This is a genomic window from Neorhizobium puerariae (genome assembly GCF_042429745.1).
GTDB lineage: Bacteria > Pseudomonadota > Alphaproteobacteria > Rhizobiales > Rhizobiaceae > Neorhizobium > Neorhizobium puerariae.
The window spans coordinates 136,204-158,575 of the sequence record NZ_JBHMAA010000011.1 but is presented as its reverse complement, the minus strand read 5'-3'; the positions used below and the strand labels follow the sequence as shown (position 1 = coordinate 158,575).

Sequence of the window (22,372 nt, the reverse complement as noted above, 5' to 3'; positions counted from 1 at the left end):
GCAGGCGTCCTGCCGATGACCGGCTCTGGCCGCGGGTCTCCGCTGCCCGGTGCCGGAAGGAAAGAGCCATTGCGTGATCGTTGCCATGCAACGGGGATGGAGAAGTATGCAGTCATCAAGGCAAGCAGCCGAAACGGCGACATTCCAAAGTTTCGCGAACTGCTACCTGCGTGAAGTCAATCCGGGCACGCCGGTCGTTCATCGAACCGCCGCCGGCCCGGCTGACTGCACGGAATGGTCGCTGCCCCGGCAGCAGATGTTCTTGCGCGCGGAGATCGTATCGGCTTCCGTCTGCGGACCGCAACATTTCGGACGGCTGTGGACACGGACGGTTGCCGACGCCTCCTGGCGGCAGGTCGAGCCACTGGCGGCCCTGCATATCCTCATCCACGAAGCCTATCGGCAGATGGATGACAGCCGGTCCGATGCGCTGCGCACATTCGAGCTGGAGCTTCTGGCGCGCGTGCTGGACAGCTACCAGCAGATGACGCTCTACATCGAAAGGGCGAAGAAACGCCCGCATGACGAAGGGCATTTCATCGACGCGGAACAATCGCTCGTGTTCGGCCATTGGCAGCATCCGACGCCGAAAAGCCGGCAGGGCATGACCTTCTGGCAGCAGGAAAGATATGCTCCGGAGCTGAGCGGCCGCTTCAGGCTTCAGTATTTCGCAGCCGGAGCGGATCTCGTGCGGCAGGCTTCCGCACGAGCCATGCGGGCGGACGAGATCGTCCGGTCGCAGCTCGGCGCGTCCGGCGACGATCTCGAAATCCGCGCCGGCGAATGCCTCATCCCCATGCATCCGCTCCAGGCGGAAGCCTTGCTTCTCGACCCGGACATCCAGGCATTGCTGCAGGACGGCAGCCTTCGCCACATCGGCCCGGCCGGGCAATGGTTCACGGCGACGTCCTCCGTCCGCACGGTCTACAATGCCCAGTCGGACTGGATGCTGAAATTCTCCCTTCCTGTGCGGATCACCAATTCGGTTCGCGTCAACCGCCGCCCCGAGCTCGAAGCCGGCGTGGCCATGGCGCGGCTCATGCAGCGCATCGGTTTTGCCGAACGGTCCGAAAATTTCCGCATCATCCACGATCCGGCCTATATCACGCTCGACATGCCGGGCCGGGAGGAGAGCGGCTTCGAGGTCATCCTGCGCGAGAACCCGTTCAAGGGCGACAGGGCGCGCGGGATCGTCACGGTGGCCGCCCTCACCGCCGATCCGCTGCCGGGCGATATCCCGCTCCTGGAGCGGATCGTCCGAAAGCTTGCGGAGAGAGGGGGCGACGGCGTTTCCGGCACCGCGATTACCTGGTTCCGGCGTTATCTGGATTGCGCCGTCGCGCCGCTGGTCCGCCTCTACGACGACGTCGGCGTCGCGCTGGAGGCTCATCAGCAGAACAGTCTTCTCGATATAGGCGCCGGCTATCCGACGGTCAGCTATTACCGGGACAATCAGGGTTTCTACCTTTCCGAACGCCATCGCGGCCTGCTTGCGGGCCATGTTCCCGAAACGGAGACGATTGCCTCGCTCTATTTCGCCGATGCGGAAATCCGCGACCGTTTCGCCTACTACCTGATCGTCAACCAGGTCTTTTCCGTCATCAGCCGCATGGGGCACGACGGCCTGTGCGACGAAGGCATGCTTCTGTGCATCCTGCGGACGCATCTGGAGGAATATGCGCAGGCGATGTCCGGCCCCGGCCGGGATTTCGTGCGGCACGTCCTCGACCTGCCGACGATCACGTCCAAGGCCAATCTGACGACACGCCTCTTCGACGTGGACGAACTGCAATCGAGCGGGGCTCATTCCCTCTACCGGCCGTTCCCGAACCCGCTGAGGGTTCCCATCGCGCTGACGGCGCCGAGGGCAGACCATGCCATTGCCTCTTGAAAAGCCGGACCGGTCCCGCGATCGCGTGATCCGGCAACTCGTCGCGGCGCTGCTTTTCGAGGGCATCGTCGAGGCGCGCGAAAGCGCGTACGATGGAGGCACGCGGTTCCAATGGTCGCTGGGCGGCCGGGAATTCCGCTGCCGGGGCATGGCCGGGCCGTTCGGCCGAATCCGCATCGAGGCGGGATCGGTCGAGGTGCTGGCGGGATGTGGCCGTTGGGAAGACGCCTCGCTTGGCGAAATCGTCCCGCTGCTGCCCGGAACCGGTATCTCGCGCGGCAGGCTGCTCGGCGAGCTGGAGCAGACGATTGCCTTTTGCGAGTGGAACCACCGCAATCTCCCCTCGAGGGATCGCCGGCGGATGTCCTTCGTGGAGCTGGAGGGCGCGCTGGACGAGGGGCATCCCTACCATCCGTGCTACAAGGCCCGCACGGGCTTTTCGATCGCCGACCATGCCGCCTACGGGCCGGAGACGGGACAGGCCTTCCGGCTCGTCTGGCTCCTCGTCGCGCGAAAACACCTGAACCAGGTGCTGCCGGACCGGGAGGATGCGTTCTGGAAATCCGAACTCGGCGAGGAGACATGGGGCGAAATCCGGGCGAAGCGGCAGGAACTCGGATTGTCCGGGGAGGATTTCGGGTTCGTGCCGCTGCATCCGTGGCAGTGGAAGGACCTGAACGAAACCCTGCTCGGGGGCTGGATCGCGGCCGGGGAAGCCCATAATCTCGGCCCGCTCGGCGACCGTTACGTCGCGACCCAGTCGCTGCGCTCGCTTCTCAACATCGACAGGCCATTGGCCGCGAGCATCAAGCTGCCGCTGAACGTCGTCAACACCTCGTCGCGGAGGACGCTGGAACCGCATTCGGTTTGCACTGCGCCCGCCCTTTCCGCCTGGATTGCGGATGCGGTGCGGGGTGATCCGTCGTTCCGGGATCGATATCCCCTGACCATATTGCAGGAATATGCCGGCATCGTCGCCGACCGGGAGGGGCCGCTCGCGGGCCAGGTGGGGGCGATCTGGCGGGAGAATGCCGAAGCCGCGCTGCTTGCCGGCGAAGCGATCGTTCCGTTCAACGCATTGATGATGGTCGAAGCGGACGGAAAGCCGTTCGCGGATGAATGGATCGGGCGTTTCGGCCTGATGCCGTGGCTGAACCGGCTTCTGGAAGTCGCCATCCTGCCGGTCTGGCACCTGCTCGTCCGGCACGGCATCGCCGTGGAAGCGCATGGCCAGAACATGCTGCTGGTGCACCGGGACGGCTGGCCGGTGCGGCTCATCCTGCGCGATTTTCACGAGAGCGTCGAGTTCTCCCCCGCCTTCCTGCACGAGCCGGAAAAGGCGCCCGACTTCCTGTCGCTGAACCCGGTCTACCGAGGCGCCGAGCCGGACCAGTACTACTGGACCGGCAACCTCGATTCGCTTCGTGAACTCGTCATGGATACGCTCTTCATTTATAACCTGAGTGAAATATCCCATCTTATTGATATTTACTACGATCTTCCGGAATCCCGTTTCTGGAGGCGGGTCGAAAGCCTGCTCGCAACCCATGCGCAGGAACACGGCGTTCAGCATCGCCAGACGCAACTCGGGCACGCTCGCCCGTTCATGCTGACGGAATCCCTGATCACCCGAAAGCTCCTCGCGCTGAAGCCGGAATATCACCACGAAGTGCCCAACGCCCTGGCAGCAAGGACACCTGAACGAAGGAGGAAGCCATGATCCGGATCGACGGACGGCTCTACGACCGTGCCTATTTCGACGAAACATCAAGCCGCATCGCCGCGCAGGTCGGCCTTGGCGCGGGAGAAAGCGGCCGCTACGCGGTCTGCTTCGGCGACACGCCGGAATGGCTTTCCTTCTTCTTCGCCATTCGCAAGGCAGGCGCCAGCGTCCTGCCGATCCATCCGGGCACGCCCTATGCCGCAGCCCGCAAGCTCGCGATCACCGCAAACTGCGACCGGCTCTTCTACGACAGCCTCACGGCGGAAGTGCTGGAGGCGCGGGAGGAGCCGCCGGGACCGGGACGGCTGCTGCATATGAGTTCGGGAACCACCGGGGCGGCGAAATGCATCGCCCGGAGCTGGGACGAGATCGGCCGCGAGGTCGAAAGCTATGTCGCCACCTTCCGCGAGCCGGAAGGCATGACGCCGGTGATCGCCTGCCCGACCACCCATTCCTACGGGCTGATATGCGGCATCCTCGTCGCTCTCAAACGCGGGCAGGTGCCGGTCATCGTCGAGACCGCCAACCCAAAATACCTGCTGAAGATCCTGCGCGAAACGGAGCGTCCCCTGCTCTATTCCTCGCCGGCGATCCTGCACACGCTCTCCCGGCTTCTGCCGGAGGGAGAAATGCTCCACGCCGCCATGACTTCCGGCACCCTGCTGCCCGATCCCTGGTTCATGCAGATCCGCGCCAGGAGCGAGCGCCTGTTCCAGCAGTACGGCTGCTCGGAATCCGGCTGCATCGCCATCAATCCGGATGTCCGCGCCGCCGGCGACATGGGTTTCGTCCTGCCGCACCTGAAGGCCTCGGCGGGAACCGGCGCCGACGACACCGGCGAAATCGTCGTGCAGACGGAGGGCGGCGTTCCGATCCATACCCGCGATCTCGGCTATCGCCGCGAAGGCGGCATGCTCGTCTTCGTATCGCGCATGGACGACATGATCAACGTCTCCGGCCTCAACGTCTATCCCGGGGACGTCGAGGACGCCGTCATGGCGATGCCGGCGGTCACCGACGCCGTCGCCTTCCGCAAGGCCGACCGCTTCGCCGGAGAACGCGTGGCCCTCCTCTACAGCGCCAGCCAGCCCATCGCCCCGCAGGACATTCGCGAATGGTGCGCCCGCCATCTCGCGCCCCATCAATTGCCCATGGAAATGATCCAGGTCGCGGAAATCCCCCGCCAGGCGAACGGCAAGATCAGCCGTCGCGACGTGGCGGCGCGCCATATGGCGGGCGAGTTCCTTGCGGCCCAGGCCGGAGTTGCCTCATGACCAGAGAAGACGTTTTCGACGCCGTTCGGACGGTGCTCAACGAGCATATGGCCCATCCGCACATGCAGGGTTTCGCGCCGGAGGCACGCCTCAACGAGGACCTTTATCTCGATTCCGTGCTGATCCTGCAGATATTCCTCAATCTGGAACTGGAATACGGCCTGTCCATGCCGGAGGAGGCGATCGCCCGCCAAGAGCTGGACACCGTGGAGGATCTCGTCGCGCTCTATGTCCCGAAGACCGTAGCCCCCCCGTTTCCGATGACCGGCGGGACGACGGACGAGGGCGTCCACGGCGAGGCCTATTACGACATCAAGGTGCATTGCTTCGTGAGCTGCGTCAGCGACGGGCTGAAGCGGCGGGGCCTGGACCAGAGGCCTTTCTACTTCGGCGTCTGGGATGCGAGGTTCACGGTCAGCGACCGTTTCCAGCTTCTCTATCACTCGCCGGAAATCACCCAGGATTTCCTTCGCGACTGGTTCCAGCAGCTTTACCGCGTCCCGGTCCGCGAATGGTACGATCCCGGAAAATCGAAAGGCGAGAATCTCGCGACGCTGGTCGACCTCGTGGAGAACCGTCCCGAAACGGGGTCGGTCATGGTCATGCTCGACATGTTCCACCTGCCCGAGCGCGAGAACAAGTTCAACCAGAACCCCTTTCCGCATTACCTGATGCTGCAGAAGGCCGCCGATCCGGCAAAGTGGTTCGTGCACGATCCCGATTACCGTTGGGAAGGCGAGATCGAACGGGAAAAGGTGATCCACGCGATCATGCAGCCGACGGTCGGCGGCGGTTATGTCTTCGACAATGACGCCGCCCGCGCGCCGGCCGCGGAAGACCTCAAGGCCTATTTCGAGGCCTGCTTCATCGCGCATCGGAATCCGATCGCCGACGCCGTGCGCGGCATCGTTGCGGCGCATCTCGAAGGACGCGGCGGCCTGACGCTGGCGGACCTCGCCCCGGCGGTGCGGGAACTGCCGGTGATCACCATCCGCAAATACGCCTACGAGCACGGTTTCGCCTTCTTCTGGCGCGCCCTGAAACTGCCTGCCGCCGAATTCGAGACCTGGTGCGAGGAAATCGAGGCCCTCGTCCAGGCGCTGAAAGGCCTGCACTACGCCTGCATGAAGCTCAGCCAGACAGATGACCGGGCGGAAGCGGGCCAGGTCTTCGAGCGGCTCGACGAAGCCGACCGGCTGGAGCGCAAGCTGAAAGGCCGGCTGGGCGAGGTGTTCGATCTGTGGTGCGAGAAGCACCGACTGGCGCCCGCCATGCAGCCGAAGAGGGCAACGGCATGAGACTGTCGATCTGCACGATCAGCTTCCGGCATCACCTCATGTCGATCGACGAGATGGCGGCATGGGCGCGGTCGGCCGGGTTTCAGGGCATCGAGCTCTGGGGCGTGCATGCTCGCAATCTCGCCTCCGGCCCGGAGCGGAACGGCGCCTGGCTTGCGGACCACGGTCTGACGGTGCCGATGATCAGCGACTATCTGCCGCTCGATGCCGATGCCCGGCTACTGCGGCAAAGGACGATCGAACTCTGCAATCTCGCCCGGACCTGGAAAGCGTCCAAGATCAGGACCTTTGCCGGCGGAACGGCGAGCGGGCTGACGTCCGCTGGCGAACGCAGGCTGATCGCGGACCGGCTGCGCGACATCTGCGACGTCACCGCCAGCTACGGCATCCATCTCCTGGCCGAGACCCATCCGAACACGCTCGCCGATGAGGCCGCCTCGACGCTGCGCCTGATCGAAGAGGTGGATCACCCGTTCTTCGCGATCAATTTCGACGCGCTGCACGTCTGGGAAGCCGGAGACGACCCCGTTGCGATGCGCGAGCGGATGGGCTCCGCCATCCGCCATTACCACCTGAAGAACGTCCGGCAGCGAAAGCATCTGACCGTCTTCGAGCCTGCCAACGTCTATGCCCCGGGCGGCGACCGCAACGGGATGGTTCCCTTGTTCGAAGGCGCACTCGACTATTCGCATTTCCTGTCCGATCTGGCCGAGGACCCCGATGCCGAAGCTTCGCTGGAATGGTTCGGGAACAACTGCCTGGAAACGCTGCGCAGCGACCTGATCGAGGTGCAGCGGGTGATCGCGCGGCAGCGGCGCGACACGCCGAACCGCCATTCCTTCGAAACGGGCCGTCTGGATTTCTGACGGCCGCCCGCCCTCTGGCAAACGCCCCTGTCCGCTGCGGCGGGACGATTGTGGCGTCATGAGAATAATATGACTATTGTCCTCATGTTTTTGATGCTAAACGGGACCGGCTGCGTCGATGCGGCGGGCTTGCGGCAAGGCCGTCGCTCGCCGCCGGTGCGAATGAAACCGCGCGTGTCCGCGCAAGGCGTTCCTAAAAGCCGATCAATGACGTTGAAGATGGACGATCGACATAGTCTTTACCTGGCCCATCGCTCGGCGCTGGTCGATTATGCCGCGCGCATACTGGGTTCCCGGGAGGCCGCCGAAGACATCGTGCAGGAAGCCTACCTGCGGTTCACGCCGGGAAAGACGCCGACGGAATCGGCCCGCCAGGGGCTTGCCTATCTCTACCGCATCGTCCGCAATCTTTCCCTGGACGTCTTGAAACGCCGCAAGGTCGAGCATCGCGGGCATGCGAGCGATCCGCCGTTCTGGACCGTTCCGCAGCCGGTCGAGACGCCGGAGCAGACGGTCATGTTCTGCGACGAGGTGCGCATCGCGGCGGCCGTGCTCGCTTCCCTTCCCGGCGAAATCCGCATCGCCGTCGAGATGTATCGCTTCGGCGGCCACACGCTCGAGGGCGTGGCGGACCATCTCGGGATTTCGGTCGCGACGGCGCATCGTCATGTGCGCACCGCCATGGTGAAAATCGCAACCGCTCTCGACAGGAAAAATGCCTGAACGTTCACGCACACGAAAAATCCGGGCAAGCCAATCGTTCTTACGCAAGGAAGGGAATTTCGGCCGGGGCGCCGTGCGTCCACTCGGATGCGCCGGTGCTCTAACCTATTGAATCTACGCATCGTACTTTTTGAAAATCGTTCCGATTTTCAGGTCGATGCTGTAGAAGCGGCAGGATATCCGAAGCAGGTACGACTTGGCACGGCACGACGAAACGGACGAAGGCATTCTGGAAGAGGCGATGGACTGGTTCCTGCGCCTGCGCGAACCGTGCCGGACGGATGGCGACGAGCACGATTTCAGGCACTGGCTCGACCGGTCGCCCACCCATCGCGATGCGTGGATGAAGGCCTGCAGGACCTGGGAACTGATGGGCGAGACGACGCCCGTCCACGATTATCTCCGGCAGCCTTCCGCAACGCAGGCCGGGGGGATCGCCCTGCGGCGTCGGCGCGCCTGGGGTGTCGGCGTGGCGCTCGCACTGGCGGCCTGTCTTGTCCTGGCCCTCGCGGGCCCCTCGCTTTTCCTTCGCTACCGTGCGGATTTCGAGACCGCGACGGCCGAACTCCGCAAGATCACGCTTGAGGACGGCAGCACGGTCGAACTCGGCGCCGCGAGCGCCATCGATACGGATTTTGCCGATGGCGCGCGGCATGTGACGTTGCTCGCGGGCGAGGCCTTTTTCGACGTCAGGCACGATCCGGCCCGGCCCTTCGTCGTCACCGCCGGCGGCGTGAAGGTCACCGTGCTCGGGACCGCCTTCGACGTCCATATGCGATCCGAAGACACGACGGTGGAGCTTTTGCGTGGCGTCGTCGGCCTTGCCGTGGGCGACGCGTCCCATGCATTCGAACTTTCGCCGGGGGATACCGTGACCGTGGACCGCGGCAGCGGCCGGATAACGCGCAGCAGGCTGGCGCCCGAGGACATGGCCGCCTGGCGGGACGGACGGCTGTTCGTCAACGATGTGACGATCGCCTCGGTCGTCCGGGAATTGCAGCGCTATCACCCCGCCTGGATCAGCGTTCCGAGCGGCGACCTTGCCAATCGGCGCGTGACCGGCCTCTATAGTCTCTCCGATCCCGACCGGGCGCTGGAGGCGCTTGTCCAGCCCTATGGCGGCAAGGTGCACCGCATCTCCCCCTATCTGCGCGTGCTTGCCCTTTTCTAGATCGCCAATCCGGATTGCTAAAATTTCCTGAAAATTTTCGCTGGCGCGTGAAAAAAGCGCCGGACGCAGTCGTCTCTACGCTGAAGCGCAGGCCGGGGGGCTTGCATATGAAAGGCATAGCCAGGAGACGGGGCGAATGATTTTGCTGGTGCGTGAAGCAGTGCGTGGTGCGGAGAAGAAAGGCAGGCGGAAGGTTCTTGCGTTGCATCTGGTGGCGACGGCGGCAGTGACCGCGGTCGCGGGAAATGCCCTCCTTGCCTCCCCTGCCCTGGCGCAGGCCGCGGTCCGCAGTTTCAACATCCCGGCACAGTCGCTCGCATCGGCTCTCAATGTCTTCGGTCGCCAGTCCGGCCTTCAGGTGACGCTCGCCGCCTCGACGACGCACGGCGTCGATGCGCACGCCGTCAGCGGCAATCTCACGCCGGAACAGGCGCTTGCCCGGATGCTCGCAGGCACCGGCATCTCCTACCGGATCGCCAACGGCACGGCCGTCATCGGCGCTCCGTCGGATGCCGCAGGTCCTTCCGGGGAGAACGCGACGACGCTGCAGCCGATCGTCCTGCAAGGTCAGGGAATCGGCCAGGGCGGCGTCGGCGAGACTGTGATCGGACCGGAAGAACTCGAACGGATCAATCCGACCGACCTTGCCGACGTCTTCCGCCAGGAGCCCGGCGTGCAGGTCGGCAGTTCGCTTCCCATGTCGCAGAAGGTCTATGTCCACGGCGTCGAGGAAACCAACCTCGCCGTCAGTATCGACGGAGCCCGGCAGAACAACAAGGTCTTCCACCACAACGCCACGAACCTGATCGATCCTTCGATCCTCAAGGCGGTGGATGTCGACGCCGGCATCGCACCGGCCGATGCCGGTCCCGGCGCTCTGGCCGGCTCGATCAACTACGAGACCAAGGATGCGATCGATCTCCTGGCGCCGGGCCAGTCGTTCGGCGGTTTCGTCACGTCCACCTACAATTTCAACAGCGATACGGTCACGGCCGGCCTCTCGGCCTATGGCCGGCACGAAGGCTTCGAATTCCTGGGTTACTTCACGTTCGGCAAGGGCGACGATTTCCAGTCGGGCAAGGGCGATGACGTGGACGGCACGGAAACCAACCTGCTGAGCGGCCTTGGCAAGATCGCCTACGAATCCGAGGAGGGCCATCGCTTCGAGCTCAGCCATGACCGGGTGGTCGACGATGCGCCGCGCCCCTTCCGCGCCAATGCCGGCTTCGTCGATACCGGCCGCCCTTGGGAGCCCCGTGTTCGCGACTATCGCCTGGACCGCCAGAACACGGTCTTCACCTATACGGATACGTCCCCGGAAGGCTGGTGGGACCCGACGATCATGCTTTCCTACAGCAGCACGGAAGTCGAGACGCTGGCTTACGCCTGCCCGCGCGGTTGCCCCGCTCCATCGATCCCGACCACCTATCCGGCGATCGGAGAGACCTCGAGCTTCAACGGGAAGTTCGAGAACAAGTTCTCGTTCGACATCGGCAATATCGTCGCGGGCGTCGACTTCTACCGTGACCGCGCCGAACTCGACGCGTCGAGCACGGTGCTCGGATTTTCGGACTCTTCGCGCGAGAAGGCCAGCAATATCGGCATCTACGCGCAGGCAAGGCTGGAACCCTGGGAGAAGACGCGCCTGTCCTTCGGCGCACGCGCGGACCACCAATGGTTTACCGGGACAGGCGGACAGGAGTTCGACAACGGGGGCCTGAGCGCCAATGTTTCGGGCGAATACGACCTTACCGATTTCCTGACCGCCAAGGCGGGGTTCTCGCATGTGTGGGCCGGCGTTCCGCTTGCGGAGAACTTCATCATGAACCCGGCCTGGGATTATGGCCCGGATGGACCGGAAGTGGTGACGGCGAATAATTATCTTATCGGGTTGGAAGCACACCATGAGGGCTTCACCCTTGAGGGCAGTCTCTTCCGGACCGATATCAATAATGCCCGCGCGGCTCTATACAGCTATACGGCTGCCACGCAACCATTCCCCGGTGCTTTGCCGACGTTGCGCAACCGCGATCTCGTATCTCAAGGTTTTGAGATCGGCGCAGGTTACGAGTGGGCAAGCGGCTATGTGAAGATCAAATACGCCCACATCAGAGTGGATATCGATGGCGCTCCCGCGGATTCCGACACCGGCAACTACCTTGCGACCCCGGTCGGCGACATCATCACGGTCACAGCGGCCCACACCTTCGTCGATTGGGGGCTGACGATCGGCGGCGACATCGAGATCTCACCGGAATACGACCACGTCGCCTCGGGCGCTGCCCCCTACAAGGCTTACGAAGTGGTCAACCTTTTTGCGGAATGGAAGCCGGAAGCCATGCCGAATTTCACCTTCCGCGTCGAAGTGAAGAATATTTTCGACGAAACCTATTCGGATCGCGCGACCTACGGGCAGGAATTCGGCAACGTCACGCCGCTCTACGAGCCGGGCCGCAGTTTCCTTCTGACCGCGAAAGCGACGTTCTGAGGCTCACGGGCCTCAGGTCACGACTGGCCGGCGCGAGGCCGGGCTAGGTTCCCGGCACCACCCGGTTGATGGCGGCGATGATGATCCCGACAGCGTTTTCGGGCTGCAGGCTCAGGGTGTCGTCGCCGGCTTCGAGGATGACCGCGTCGAGAGGTTCGAGAACCAGCCCGTCGCGCGCGATGCGGCAGCGGCCGGCGGTCACGACCACGGTCGTTGCCGCCTCCGGCGACACGAGCACCCGGTGCATGCCTCTTTCCAGCCTGACCCGGTGCACGAACCGCCCCCGCCGCGTCATCACGTTGAGATCGGTGATCGGCCCTCCGATCAGGTGGGCGCTCGTCGGCAGATCGGCCGGAAATGCATGGGGATCGGATTGGCGGGTCAGGGAAACCGGCAGGCGCCCTTGCATCGAAAGCCCGATGCCCTCGCCGCTCAGCACGCAAAGGGTGCGGTCGACGCCTTCGAAGATGGAGAACGGCCCGTCGGTGGCGACGGTGGCCATGCTGATGCGCCAGTCGAGATCATCCACCGAGGCGGATGGCGGGAAGACGGCGATTTCCACCGTCTCCCCTCCGCCGTTCTTCCAGGGCATGCGCCTGTAGTCGGCCGAACGCAGGACTTTCATGAGGCTCAGTTCCCGAGAATGCCGGGAAGCCGCAGCCCCTTTTCCCTCGCGCAGTCGAGCGCGATGTCGTAGCCGGCGTCCGCATGGCGCATGACGCCGGTGGCGGGATCGTTCCAGAGCACGCGTTCCAGTCGCCGGTCGGCGTCTTCGGAGCCGTCGCAGCAGATCACCATTCCGGAATGCTGCGAGAAGCCCATGCCGACGCCGCCGCCGTGGTGCAACGATACCCATGTGGCGCCCGACGCGGTATTCAACAGGGCGTTCAGCAGCGGCCAGTCGGAGACCGCGTCGGACCCGTCCTTCATCGCTTCCGTCTCGCGGTTCGGCGATGCGACCGAGCCGGAATCGAGATGGTCGCGGCCGATGACGATCGGCGCCTTCAATTCGCCCTTGCGGACCATGTCGTTGAAGGCGAGCCCAAGCTTGTGACGGTCGCCGAGACCCACCCAGCAGATACGCGCCGGCAGCCCCTGGAAGGCGATGCGCTCCTTCGCCATGTCGAGCCATTTGTGCAGGTGCCTGTTGTCGGGAAGCAGTTCCTTCACCCTGGCATCGGTCTTGTAGATATCCTCGGGGTCGCCGGAAAGGGCGGCCCAGCGGAACGGGCCGATGCCGCGGCAGAACAGCGGGCGGATATAAGCCGGCACGAAACCGGGGAAGGCGAAGGCGTTTTCAAGCCCTTCGTCCTTGGCGACCTGGCGGATGTTGTTGCCGTAGTCGAGCGTCGGCACGCCGGCGTCCCAGAAGGCGACCATGGCTTCGACATGGCTTTTCATCGAGGCCCGCGCCGCCGCTTCCACGGCCTTTGGATCATTCTCCCGCCTGGCCTTGGCTTCGGCGACGGTCCAGCCGACGGGCAGGTATCCGTTCAGCGGGTCGTGCGCCGAGGTCTGGTCGGTGACGATGTCGGGACGCGGACCGCCGGCCTTCATGCGGCGCACCAGTTCCGGAAAGATCTCGGCGGCATTGCCGAGCAGGCCGACGGATTTCGCCTCGCCCGCCTTCGTCCATCTGTCGATCAGCGCCAGCGCCTCGTCCAGCGTCTTCGCCTTTTCATCGACATAACGTGTGCGCAGGCGGAAATCGATGCGGGTCTCGTCGCATTCGACGGCGAGGCAGCAGGCGCCGGCCATGACCGCGGCGAGCGGCTGGGCGCCGCCCATGCCGCCGAGACCGCCGGTCAGTATCCACCTGCCCTTGAGATTGCCGCCGTAGTGCTGCCGGCCGGCCTCCACGAAGGTCTCGTAGGTGCCCTGCACGATGCCCTGCGTGCCGATATAGATCCACGAACCGGCCGTCATCTGGCCGTACATGGCAAGACCTTTCTTATCCAGCTCGTTGAAATGGTCCCAGGTCGCCCAGTGCGGAACGAGGTTGGAATTGGCGATCAGCACGCGCGGTGCATCCTTGTGGGTGCGGAACACGCCGACCGGCTTGCCGGACTGCACCAGCAGCGTCTCTTCCTCGGAGAGCGTCTTCAGCGTCGTGGCGATGCGGTCGAAATCGTCCCAGGTGCGGGCGGCGCGGCCGATGCCGCCATAAACGACCAGTTCGTTCGGGTTCTCGGCCACGTCCGGATCGAGATTGTTCATCAGCATCCTGAGCGGTGCTTCGGTCATCCAGCTCTTCGCATTGAGCTCGTTGCCGCGCGGCGCGCGGATTTCGCGGATGTTATGGCGTGGATTGGTGCTCATCTGGAGCGCTTCCTTTCAGCGTGCGAGGCCATGCGCGATCTTTTCGATCCGCGTCAGAATGGATTTGAGGTGGATGCGCAGCCTTTCCGCCTTGTCCCGGTCATAGGCGAAGGGAGGGGCTTCGGTCGCAAGATGCGTCGATTGCGCGAGCTCCATCTGGATCGCATGCACGCCCTTCTCCGGCCGGCCGTAATGCCGGGTCGTCCACCCGCCCTTGAAGCGGCCGTTCAGAGCGTGGTCATAGCCGTCCGCGGAGGACACCGTGGCGACCGCGGCCTGTTCGATCGCCGGATCGCATGTCCTGCCCGTATCGGTGCCGATGTTGAAATCCGGCAGCTTGCCCTCGAACAGGAACGGAATGCGGGAGCGGATCGAATGGCAGTCGTAGAGGATGGCGATGCCGTGGATGGACCTTACGCGCTCGATCTCCGCCGCAAGGGCCGCGTGGTAGGGAGCATGGTAATCCCGCAGGCGCTCGGCGACATCGGCTTCGGTCGGCGCCTGGCCATGCTTCCAGATCGCCTTGCCGTCGAAATCGGTTTCCGGAACGAGGCCGGTCGTGTTCTGGCCGGGATAGAGGCTCGCGCCACCGGGATCGCGGTTCGCATCGATGACATAGCGATGAAAGGTCGCCTGCACCGTCGTCGCGTCGGCAAGCAGGCCGTCGTAGAGTTCGTGGATATGCCAATCGGTATCGGCGAGCATCCGGCCGTTGTCGTTCAGCCGCTCCCATATGGCGGGAGGCACGTCGGTGCCGGTGTGGGGAAAGCCGAGAATGACGGGCGATGCGCCCTTTCGAACTTCAAAGACGCTCAACGCCGAACCTCCATCGAGAAAGGCAAGCCCGGGCGAAGAGGACGCCCTTCCGAAAATCCACGACATGACGCGGCGTGGGCCGGCAGGAATGTGGAGCCATGGTCATCCGGTCACGTCCTGTCCTTTGAAGAGGCGGGCATGGAGCGGATTGAAGCCGATGCGGTAGACGAGTTCCGCAAGGCGCTCGACATCCCAGACGGCGAAGTCCGCCGATTTGCCGACCTCCAGGGTGCCGGTTTCCGCGAGCAGGCCGAGCGCACGCGCGGCCTCGCGGGTCGTTCCGGCAATGCATTCCTCGACGGTCAGTCCGAAGAGGGTGGCCGACATGTTCATGGTCAGCAGGAGGGAGGTCAGCGGCGACGTGCCCGGATTGCAATCGGTGGCAATCGCGATATGCGCGCCCGCCCCGCGCAGGGTTTCGACCGGCGGCGCCTGCTTTTCCCGCAGCGTATAGAAGGCGCCGGGCAGGAGCACGGCGACTGTGCCCGCTTCCGCCAGCGCACGGGCGCCGTCCGCGTCAAGATATTCGAGATGGTCGGCGGAGAGCGCTCCGTAGGAAGCGGCAAGCTTTGCCCCGCCAAGATTGGAGAGCTGCTCGGCGTGCAGCCTGACCGGCAGGCCGAGTTCCTTCGCCCTGTCGAAGACACGCGCGATTTCGCCGGGCGAGAAGGCGATGCCTTCGCAGAAACCGTCGACGGCATCGGCGAGGCCTTCCCTCCTCGCGGCATCGAGGCCGGGCAGCACCACATCCGTGATGTAGTCGCCGTTGCGGCCCCTGTATCCTTCAGGCGTTGCATGCGCCGCAAGATAGCTGGTGACGACCCGGACCGGGCGCAGCGTCCCGAGCCGCCGCGCCACCCGCAGCATCTTCAGCTCGGCTTCGACATTCAGCCCGTAGCCGGACTTGATCTCGATCGTGGAGACGCCTTCCGCAAGCAGCGTGTCGAGACGCGGCAGGCACTGCGCTATCAGGTCCTCTTCGGACAACGCATTGGTCGATTTCACCGAGGAAACGATGCCGCCCCCTGCCCGGGCGATCTCCTCATAGGACGAGCCGGCGAGCCGCATTTCGAATTCCATCGCGCGGTTGCCGCCGAAGACCAGATGCGTGTGGCAATCGACGAAAGCCGGAGTGATCCAGCGGCCCGCGCAGTCGACGCTCGCTGCCGCATCGGAAAGCCCGGAAGGCAGCGTGTCCTCCGCTCCCACATGGACGATGCGCCCGTCGCGGGCGGCGATCACGCCCCGTTCGACGATGCCGAGACCGGCGCGCCGCGGATCAAGCGTCGCGATGCGCGCATTGCGCCAGACGACCGTCTCGCCGTTGCGCGGGATGTCGCCGGCCGGTTTTCCGTTTCCGCTCATTCACATTGCCCCTTTCCTCGAAAACAAAATGTATATACATAATTGATGCGTGACAAGCGCAATTCGGAACGCCGGGCCGGTCGAGGCATCGGGACGTTTCAGGGAGAGGGCAACGGACAATGACGCGAACGGATGTGACGACGCTTCATGCGGGCACGGCCCTCCTGCCGGGTGGATGGCAGGCAGGCGTGCGCCTGACGCTGGAAAAGGGGCTGATCTCGGCAATCCAGACAGGCGTTTCGCCCCGCGCCGACGAGGAGCGCCACGACGTGCTGGTTCCAGCCATGGGGAACCTGCACAGTCATGCTTTCCAGCGCGCCATGGCGGGCCTCGCGGAGGTGCGCGGCCCCGCGAACGACAGCTTCTGGAGCTGGCGCACGATCATGTACAAGGTCGCGCTGACGATGACGCCCGAGCATCTGCAGGCGGTCGCGGCGCAGCTTTACATGGAGATGCTCGAAGCGGGATTCGCCCGTGTCGGGGAATTCCACTATCTTCATCACGATCGGGATGGCGTCGCCTATGCCAACGTCGCCGAGCTTGCGGAGCGGATCGGCGCGGCGAGCGCCGCCACCGGCATCGGGCTGACCCTGCTGCCGGTCTTCTACGCCCATTCCGGATTTGGCGGCGCTCCCCCGATCGAAGGGCAGCGGCGCTTCGTCAATTCCCTCGACGGTTTTGCAAGGCTGATGGATGGTTGTCGCGACATGACCGGCACGCTCGATGGCGCCGCGCTCGGCGTCGCGCCGCATAGCCTGAGGGCCGTCACGCCCGAGGAACTGGCCGCCGTCGTCCCCATGGCGGGAGATGGTCCCGTCCACATCCATGTCGCCGAGCAGACCCGGGAGGTCGAGGATTGCGTTGCCTGGTCTTCCGTCCGGCCGGTGCAATGGCTGCTGGACAATGCGCCGGTCGACCGGCGCTGGTGCCTGATCCACGCAACCCACATGACCGAAGACGAAACGTGCCGCATGGCGCGAAGCGGCGCCGTTGCCGGCCTCTGCCCGATCACCGAGGCCAATCTCGGCGATGGAACGTTTCCGGCGGCCGCCTTCCTCGATCAGGGCGGCCGGCTCGGCGTCGGGTCCGATTCGAACGTGCTGATCTCGCTGCCAGGCGAATTGCGCCAGCTCGAATATTCGCAGCGGCTGGCATTGCGTGCCCGCAACATCGTCGCCGAGGCCAATGGCTCCACGGGCCGCCGACTGTTCGATCTGGCGGTCGCGGGCGGCGCGGCGGCCTTGAACGCGCCGGCCGGCCTCAGCGCCGGCGCTCCGGCCGACCTCGTCTCGCTCGATGCCGATGCCGTTCCCTATCTTTCCGGCGACCGGATACTCGACCACTGGATCTTCGCGGGCGGCGTCGCGGTCGACTGCGTCTGGGCGCGTGGCCGCAGGCAGGTCGAAGGAGGACGCCATGTGGCGCGCGAGACGATCAACCGGCAGTTCCTCGCGACGATGCGCACCCTTCTCGACATCTGACGCAGGCTTCCCGTCATGATGGCGGGGACAATCCTTCCCGCTCGCGATAAGCGCGCTTTACACATCCGCGGATTTGTTATTGTATATACAAATCGAAAAACGTCGGGTTTCGCCTGCGGAGCGATCCCTCACCGAGGCTTCCTTCATGACCGATATGCTTGTTCCCGGCAGCGTCTCCCTCGAAACGCTCCAAGCCGTATATGACAACACGATCATCCCGCGGCTCGCACCGGAATGCCTGAAGGGCGTGCAGGCGTCCGCGGATCGCGTCTCGGAAATTCTCGGCGGGGACGTGGCGCATTACGGCATCAACACCGGCTTCGGGAAGCTCGCCAGCGTGCGCATTCCCCCCGAAGACGTGGAAACGCTTCAGCGCAACCTGATCCTTTCCCATTGCTGCGGCGTCGGCGCTCCGCTTCCCGATGGCGTCGTCCGCCTGATCATGACGTTGAAGCTCGTCTCCCTTGGCCGGGGTGCCTCCGGGGTCCGGCCGAAGGTCATCCACATGCTGGGCGCCATGCTGGAGAAGAACGTCCTGCCGATCATCCCGGAAAAGGGTTCCGTCGGCGCATCCGGCGATCTTGCTCCCCTCGCGCATATGACGGCAGCCATGCTCGGAGAAGGGATGGTCAAGGTGGACGGCGATGTCATGCCGGCCGCGCAGGGACTGGAAAAGGCAGGCCTCTCCCCCCTTGCCCTGAAGGCGAAGGAGGGGCTGGCGATGATCAACGGCACCCAGACCTCGACGGCGCTGGCGCTCGCCGGCCTTTTCCGGGCCTATCGGGCGCTGGTCTCCTCGCTGATTTCGGGCGCGCTTTCCACCGATGCGGCGATGGGCTCGACATCTCCCTTCCACCCGGAAATCCACGCGTTGCGCGGCCATCGCGGCCAGATCGATACGGCCGCCGCCCTGCTCCGCCTCATGGAGGGCTCCGCGATCCGCGCCAGCCACAGGGAGGGCGACGAGCGCGTTCAGGACCCCTATTGCCTGCGCTGCCAGCCCCAGGTGGTCGGCGCATGCCTCGACCTGCTGCGCCAGGCAGGCCGGACCTTGACGACCGAGGCGAACGCCGCCACCGACAACCCGCTGGTGCTCTCGGATGGAACGATCGTCTCGGGGGGCAATTTCCACGCGGAGCCGGTGGCCTTCGCCGCGGACCAGATCGCGATCGCCGTATGCGAAATCGGCGCGATCGCACAGCGGCGCATCGCGCTTCTGGTCGATCCCGTGCTGAGCCACGGCCTGCCGGCTTTCCTCACGCCGAAGCCCGGTCTCAATTCCGGGTTCATGATAGCCGAGGTCACCTCGGCGGCGCTGATGTCGGAGAACAAGCAGATGTCGCATCCGGCCTCCGTCGACTCCACCCCAACATCCGCGAACCAGGAAGACCATGTCTCGATGGCCTGCCATGGCGCCCGCCGGCTGTTCCAGATGACGGACAACCTCTTCTCGATCCTCGGCATAGAGACCTTGAGCGCCGCCCAGGGGATCGACCTGAGAAGGCCGCTGACCTCCAGCCCGGAACTCGTCGCCGTGCACAGGCTGGTGCGCGGCGCGGTGCCGGAACTGGTGGAGGACCGCTACATGGCCGACGATCTGCAACGCGCAGCCGGACTGGTCTCGTCGGGCCGGCTCGCCGTCGCCGTCGGCGCGGGTATCCTCCCTGCCCTGTGCTGAACGCAGCCATGCTGCGGGTGTCATGTCGGGCGGATCGGAAGGGAGCGGAACCAAGGTCTCCGATATACGGAGATGGCGTAACCTGTTATGGGACCCAATCCGATGATAGCGAGTCTGCCCGAAAAGGTCCGTTTGGTGAGCAAGCACGATGCTTCCGCGATTGCGTCTCTCATGAAGGAGGACAGGGATGCGGAAAGGCAGTCCATGCCCCTCTATGCGGAGATACAGCGCGATATCGAGCGCAAGATCATGACCGGGGAATGGGGGGCCGGCACGCGCATCCCCTCTGAACTGGAGCTTGTCGAAGTCTACAACTGCTCCCGGATGACCGTGAACAAGGCTTTGTCGAGCCTTGCCGCTGCGGGCATCATCGTGCGCAAGCGCCGCTCGGGATCATATGTCGCTCCTCCACGTTTCGAGGAGCCGCTGATGTATATCCAGGACATCCGGGCGGAGATCCTGGCGCTCGACCGGACCTACCGTTTCGAGATCACCAACCGGAGCATCCGGAAGGTGACCGAAGCGGTCGATGCCCGGCATGTCGGGGTCCCGGTCGGGACGAGGCTCCTGTTTCTCGAAGTCATGCACTTCGCCGACGGCCTGCCTTTCACGATGGAAACGCGGCAGATCAACCTGGACGCCGTGCCGCAGGTCGAAACCGTCCGGTTCGAGGATGAGCCGCCGGGAAGCTGGCTCCTGAAAAACGTTCCCTTCACCAGGGGCGAGCATTCCCTCCGCGCGGTAATGGCGGACGCGATCATGGCCAGGAAACTGCAGGTCGCCGAGCATGCCGCCTGCATTTCGATTGCACGACGGACCTGGCGCGACAGCGAACTCATAACCTTCGTCCGGCTCATCTACCCGGGCGACCGGCACCGCTTCGTGGTACAGTTCACCCCGTCCTCGCCGGTTGCGGGCTCCCCCTGAGGGCACAGGCTACCGTCTCGGAACGGGTTGGGGCGAAAGCACTCTGCCCGTCCGGCAGGCGCCGGGCCGCAGCGGATAAGGATCGGGATATTCGGCAAGATCGAAAACGAGCGGCGTCTTCTGCCCGGCGAACCGGAGTATGACCGGCGCCTCGGCGACGAAACGCTGCCATAGCGGATTTTCGACATCCATGGGGTGCGGAAGGGCAAGATACTCTCCCTCTCCCATCTGAAACATATGGCGCACGGTTCCGAGCGCTATGCCGGCTATGCTCTGGACGGCCTCGGCCAGGAGCCGAACGAGGACAAGTTGAGCTCGATTCCCGATCTCGATCACATCATGCAATTGCCCTGGGGCCCCAAGGTTGCCTGAACACCCGCGTCGCGCTCAAGAAAATGCTCGGCGAGGCGGAGAAGAAGGGCTTCGGCTTCAACCTCGGCATCGAGTGCGAAATCTATCTCCTCAAACAGGAGAGCGATGGTAGCCAATGCGGAACTGCGCCCCATCCATTCGCCCTATGGTCACTGCGCGGGCGGGCCGGGCCGGTTTCCCCGGGAAATGCAGCAGGTCTCGGCGGCGGTGGAGGAACTGCTCGCCGGCCGCCGAGATCCCGGGCCGGCATGCGAGGCGCCCGCGTGCGGCATCAATAGATGACAAAAATACTCATCTTATATTGCGTTGCGGTGCGCGATCATGCAAATGTGCCCCATTGCGAGCTTCGGGGCCATTCATGTGAAACTGGATAGAAAAGCGATGACGGTGGACAACGTCGCGCCGTTGACGGCGGGCGACGACGTTTTCGGCAAGACCCTTCTCGACCGCGCGATAGAAGCTTATTACGACGACATGCGCAATGCCGTCAGGCGGCGCGGGATGGCGCAGGTGCAGGCGACGGAAGTCGTCCACGATCTTTACCTGACGCTGTCGAGACATCCCGAGCGGCTGGCTGGAAAGTCCTCCCTTCGGGCCTTCATGATCCGCGCTGCCATCAATCTCGGCATCGACCGGGCCCGAAGGATCGCGTTCGAGAACCGGCTGTTTGCGGCTCTGGACGAGCAGGCCGTGATAGTGCCCTTGAAGGCGCCCTCCCAGGAAGCCCGCCTCGATGTGATGAAGCGCGTCGAGATATTGAAAAACGCCATCGCCGAATTGCCGAGGCAATGCCGGACCGTCTTCATCGCCTATCGCATCGGCGGCATGAGCAAGGAGGAGATCGCCGAAAGCCTCGGCATAAAGCGCCGCATGGTCGACCGGCACCTGCGCAACGCCCTCCTCTCCTGCATGGCGAAAATGGCATCGTTCGAGTAACAGCCCTTTTCCGGTTGTTCGATCGTCTACCTGTTGTGGCAGTTTGTTGGGGCAAAACGTCTCCCCGGAAGCACGGATATGCGAAAAGAGTTTCAAGAGCAGGCTGTCGATTGGGCCATCCGCCTTCATGACGGCGGATTGTCCGAGGCGGAACTCGTCGATCTCGATCGATGGCTGCAACACTGTCCGAGCCATCCGCAAGCCCTGGACGAGGCAAGGCGGATTTTGGGGGAAACGGGTGCCGCGCTCGCCAGGGACCCGGATTTCACCAGGAAACTCATCCGCCGGAAATCCGCCGGCGGCAATCCCCTCATTCCCATTCTTTTGCTGGCGGCACTCGGTGGCGGCCTTTTCCTCTGGTTCGATGGACCGGTATGGCTGCGGGCGGATGTCATGTCCGCAGCCAATGAAATGCCTGTCGTCACGCTCCCCGACGGCTCCCGCGCGTTTCTCAACGGAGAGAGCGCATTGGCAGAACATTTCACGGCGGCGGACCGCAGGGTGGTCCTGCTGAAGGGCGAGGCCTATTTCGAGGTTGCCAGGGACCCGGAACGCCCCTTCGTCGTCGAGGCCGGCGCGGGTACGGTCAGGGTCACAGGCACGGCCTTCGACATCAATCTCGTGGAAGGCGGCACCGAAGTCGTCGTGACCGAACACAACGTTCTCGTAACGGGCGACGCCTCCGAGCGATCCGCCCGCCTCGAGGCAGGGCAGAGGCTCTCCTACGACGCCGGAGGAAAGCTCGGGCAGGTCGAGACTGTGACCCCCGGCATGGAGGTCCCGTGGCGTTCGGGCCGGCTTGCCTTTGAAAACCGTCCTCTTTCGACGGTCGTCCAGGAGATATTCCGCCATGTCCCCGGCAAGGTCGTGATCGCCAGGAAGTCGGTTGCGGACCGGCGCGTCAGCGGCTCTTTCGATCTTTCCGATCCGCAGGAGGCGTTGTCGAGCTTCGCCCAGATTTTCGGGCTGCGCATCGCACGCGCAGGCAATCTGATGACGGTCATATATTGAGCCCTCAAAAAAAGTCCGGCCCGACAGCCTCAT

General features: G+C 64.3%; 20 protein-coding genes. 15 read left to right on the top strand and 5 right to left on the bottom strand.

Annotation, left to right across the window (positions count from 1 at the left end; translation table 11 throughout):
• Positions 1–106: 106 nt before the first annotated feature.
• From ACFFP0_RS09495 to ACFFP0_RS09460, 8 genes are all read left to right on the top strand, one after another.
• Entirely contained in the window at positions 107–1,891 is a 1,785-nt protein-coding gene (locus tag ACFFP0_RS09495; RefSeq protein ID WP_377259552.1) for an IucA/IucC family protein, read from the top strand.
• The gene (locus ACFFP0_RS09490) at positions 1,875–3,611 is read left to right on the top strand and encodes an IucA/IucC family protein (RefSeq protein ID WP_377259549.1); all 1,737 of its coding nucleotides are present in this window, start codon (positions 1,875–1,877) and stop codon (positions 3,609–3,611) included. The genes ACFFP0_RS09495 and ACFFP0_RS09490 overlap by 17 nt, the downstream gene beginning before the upstream one ends.
• Complete coding sequence (locus ACFFP0_RS09485) at positions 3,608–4,888, top strand: AMP-binding protein (RefSeq protein ID WP_377259546.1); 1,281 nt, start codon at positions 3,608–3,610, stop codon at positions 4,886–4,888. The genes ACFFP0_RS09490 and ACFFP0_RS09485 overlap by 4 nt, the downstream gene beginning before the upstream one ends.
• Positions 4,885–6,186: a DUF6005 family protein gene (locus ACFFP0_RS09480; RefSeq protein ID WP_377259543.1), complete on the top strand. Its 1,302-nt coding sequence runs from the start codon at positions 4,885–4,887 to the stop codon at positions 6,184–6,186. Before ACFFP0_RS09485 ends, ACFFP0_RS09480 begins: the two co-directional genes overlap by 4 nt.
• Positions 6,183–7,052 (top strand): sugar phosphate isomerase/epimerase family protein, encoded by an 870-nt coding sequence (locus ACFFP0_RS09475; protein WP_377259540.1) that lies wholly within the window; start codon positions 6,183–6,185, stop codon positions 7,050–7,052. Before ACFFP0_RS09480 ends, ACFFP0_RS09475 begins: the two co-directional genes overlap by 4 nt.
• 207 nt (positions 7,053–7,259) lie before the next feature.
• Positions 7,260–7,775: a sigma-70 family RNA polymerase sigma factor gene (locus tag ACFFP0_RS09470; RefSeq protein WP_377259537.1), complete on the top strand. Its 516-nt coding sequence runs from the start codon at positions 7,260–7,262 to the stop codon at positions 7,773–7,775.
• A 196-nt stretch (positions 7,776–7,971) separates the two neighbouring features.
• Positions 7,972–8,946: a FecR family protein gene (locus ACFFP0_RS09465; RefSeq protein ID WP_377259534.1), complete on the top strand. Its 975-nt coding sequence runs from the start codon at positions 7,972–7,974 to the stop codon at positions 8,944–8,946.
• Positions 8,947–9,082: 136 nt separating this feature from the next.
• Positions 9,083–11,434, top strand: a complete 2,352-nt coding sequence (locus tag ACFFP0_RS09460) for a TonB-dependent receptor domain-containing protein (protein ID WP_377259531.1) — start codon at positions 9,083–9,085, stop codon at positions 11,432–11,434.
• Positions 11,435–11,477: 43 nt separating this feature from the next.
• Here the strand turns inward: ACFFP0_RS09460 and ACFFP0_RS09455 are convergent, their stop codons facing one another.
• The 4 genes from ACFFP0_RS09455 to hutI all read right to left on the bottom strand — a co-directional run bounded on the left by ACFFP0_RS09455 (position 11,478) and on the right by hutI (position 15,934).
• The gene (locus ACFFP0_RS09455; RefSeq protein ID WP_377259528.1) at positions 11,478–12,059 is read right to left on the bottom strand and encodes a HutD/Ves family protein; all 582 of its coding nucleotides are present in this window, start codon (positions 12,057–12,059) and stop codon (positions 11,478–11,480) included.
• A gap of 5 nt (positions 12,060–12,064) precedes the next feature.
• Positions 12,065–13,753, bottom strand: a complete 1,689-nt coding sequence (hutU, locus tag ACFFP0_RS09450) for a urocanate hydratase (protein ID WP_377259525.1) — start codon at positions 13,751–13,753, stop codon at positions 12,065–12,067.
• Positions 13,754–13,768: 15 nt separating this feature from the next.
• A complete protein-coding gene (hutG, locus tag ACFFP0_RS09445) occupies positions 13,769–14,569 on the bottom strand; it encodes an N-formylglutamate deformylase (RefSeq protein WP_377259522.1) in 801 nt (266 codons plus the stop codon).
• A 102-nt stretch (positions 14,570–14,671) separates the two neighbouring features.
• Entirely contained in the window at positions 14,672–15,934 is a 1,263-nt protein-coding gene (gene hutI, locus ACFFP0_RS09440) for an imidazolonepropionase (RefSeq protein WP_377259519.1), read from the bottom strand.
• A gap of 134 nt (positions 15,935–16,068) precedes the next feature.
• Here hutI and ACFFP0_RS09435 point away from each other — a divergent pair, with 134 nt between their 5' ends.
• From ACFFP0_RS09435 to hutC, 3 genes are all read left to right on the top strand, one after another.
• On the top strand, positions 16,069–17,415 hold the full coding sequence (locus ACFFP0_RS09435; protein WP_377260122.1) for a formimidoylglutamate deiminase: 1,347 nt from the start codon (positions 16,069–16,071) through the stop codon (positions 17,413–17,415).
• Positions 17,416–17,560: 145 nt separating this feature from the next.
• Positions 17,561–19,093, top strand: a complete 1,533-nt coding sequence (gene hutH / locus ACFFP0_RS09430; protein WP_377259516.1) for a histidine ammonia-lyase — start codon at positions 17,561–17,563, stop codon at positions 19,091–19,093.
• Between the two features lie 135 nt (positions 19,094–19,228).
• Positions 19,229–20,020 (top strand): histidine utilization transcriptional repressor HutC, encoded by a 792-nt coding sequence (gene hutC, locus ACFFP0_RS09425; RefSeq protein WP_377259513.1) that lies wholly within the window; start codon positions 19,229–19,231, stop codon positions 20,018–20,020.
• A gap of 9 nt (positions 20,021–20,029) precedes the next feature.
• On the opposite strand, the gene ACFFP0_RS09420 is transcribed toward hutC, so the two are convergent.
• Positions 20,030–20,257 carry a hypothetical protein gene (locus ACFFP0_RS09420; RefSeq protein ID WP_377259510.1) on the bottom strand — a complete coding sequence of 76 codons (228 nt, stop codon included), beginning with the start codon at positions 20,255–20,257 and terminating at the stop codon, positions 20,030–20,032.
• Here ACFFP0_RS09420 and ACFFP0_RS09415 point away from each other — a divergent pair, their 5' ends adjacent.
• From ACFFP0_RS09415 to ACFFP0_RS09400, 4 genes are all read left to right on the top strand, one after another.
• Positions 20,258–20,392 carry a hypothetical protein gene (locus ACFFP0_RS09415; protein ID WP_377259506.1) on the top strand — a complete coding sequence of 45 codons (135 nt, stop codon included), beginning with the start codon at positions 20,258–20,260 and terminating at the stop codon, positions 20,390–20,392.
• 105 nt (positions 20,393–20,497) lie between these two features.
• Positions 20,498–20,674 (top strand): hypothetical protein, encoded by a 177-nt coding sequence (locus tag ACFFP0_RS09410; RefSeq protein WP_377259503.1) that lies wholly within the window; start codon positions 20,498–20,500, stop codon positions 20,672–20,674.
• Between the two features lie 99 nt (positions 20,675–20,773).
• Positions 20,774–21,328 (top strand): RNA polymerase sigma factor, encoded by a 555-nt coding sequence (locus ACFFP0_RS09405; RefSeq protein WP_377259499.1) that lies wholly within the window; start codon positions 20,774–20,776, stop codon positions 21,326–21,328.
• Positions 21,329–21,406: 78 nt separating this feature from the next.
• A complete protein-coding gene (locus tag ACFFP0_RS09400; protein WP_377259496.1) occupies positions 21,407–22,339 on the top strand; it encodes a FecR family protein in 933 nt (310 codons plus the stop codon).
• Positions 22,340–22,372 lie beyond the last annotated feature (33 nt).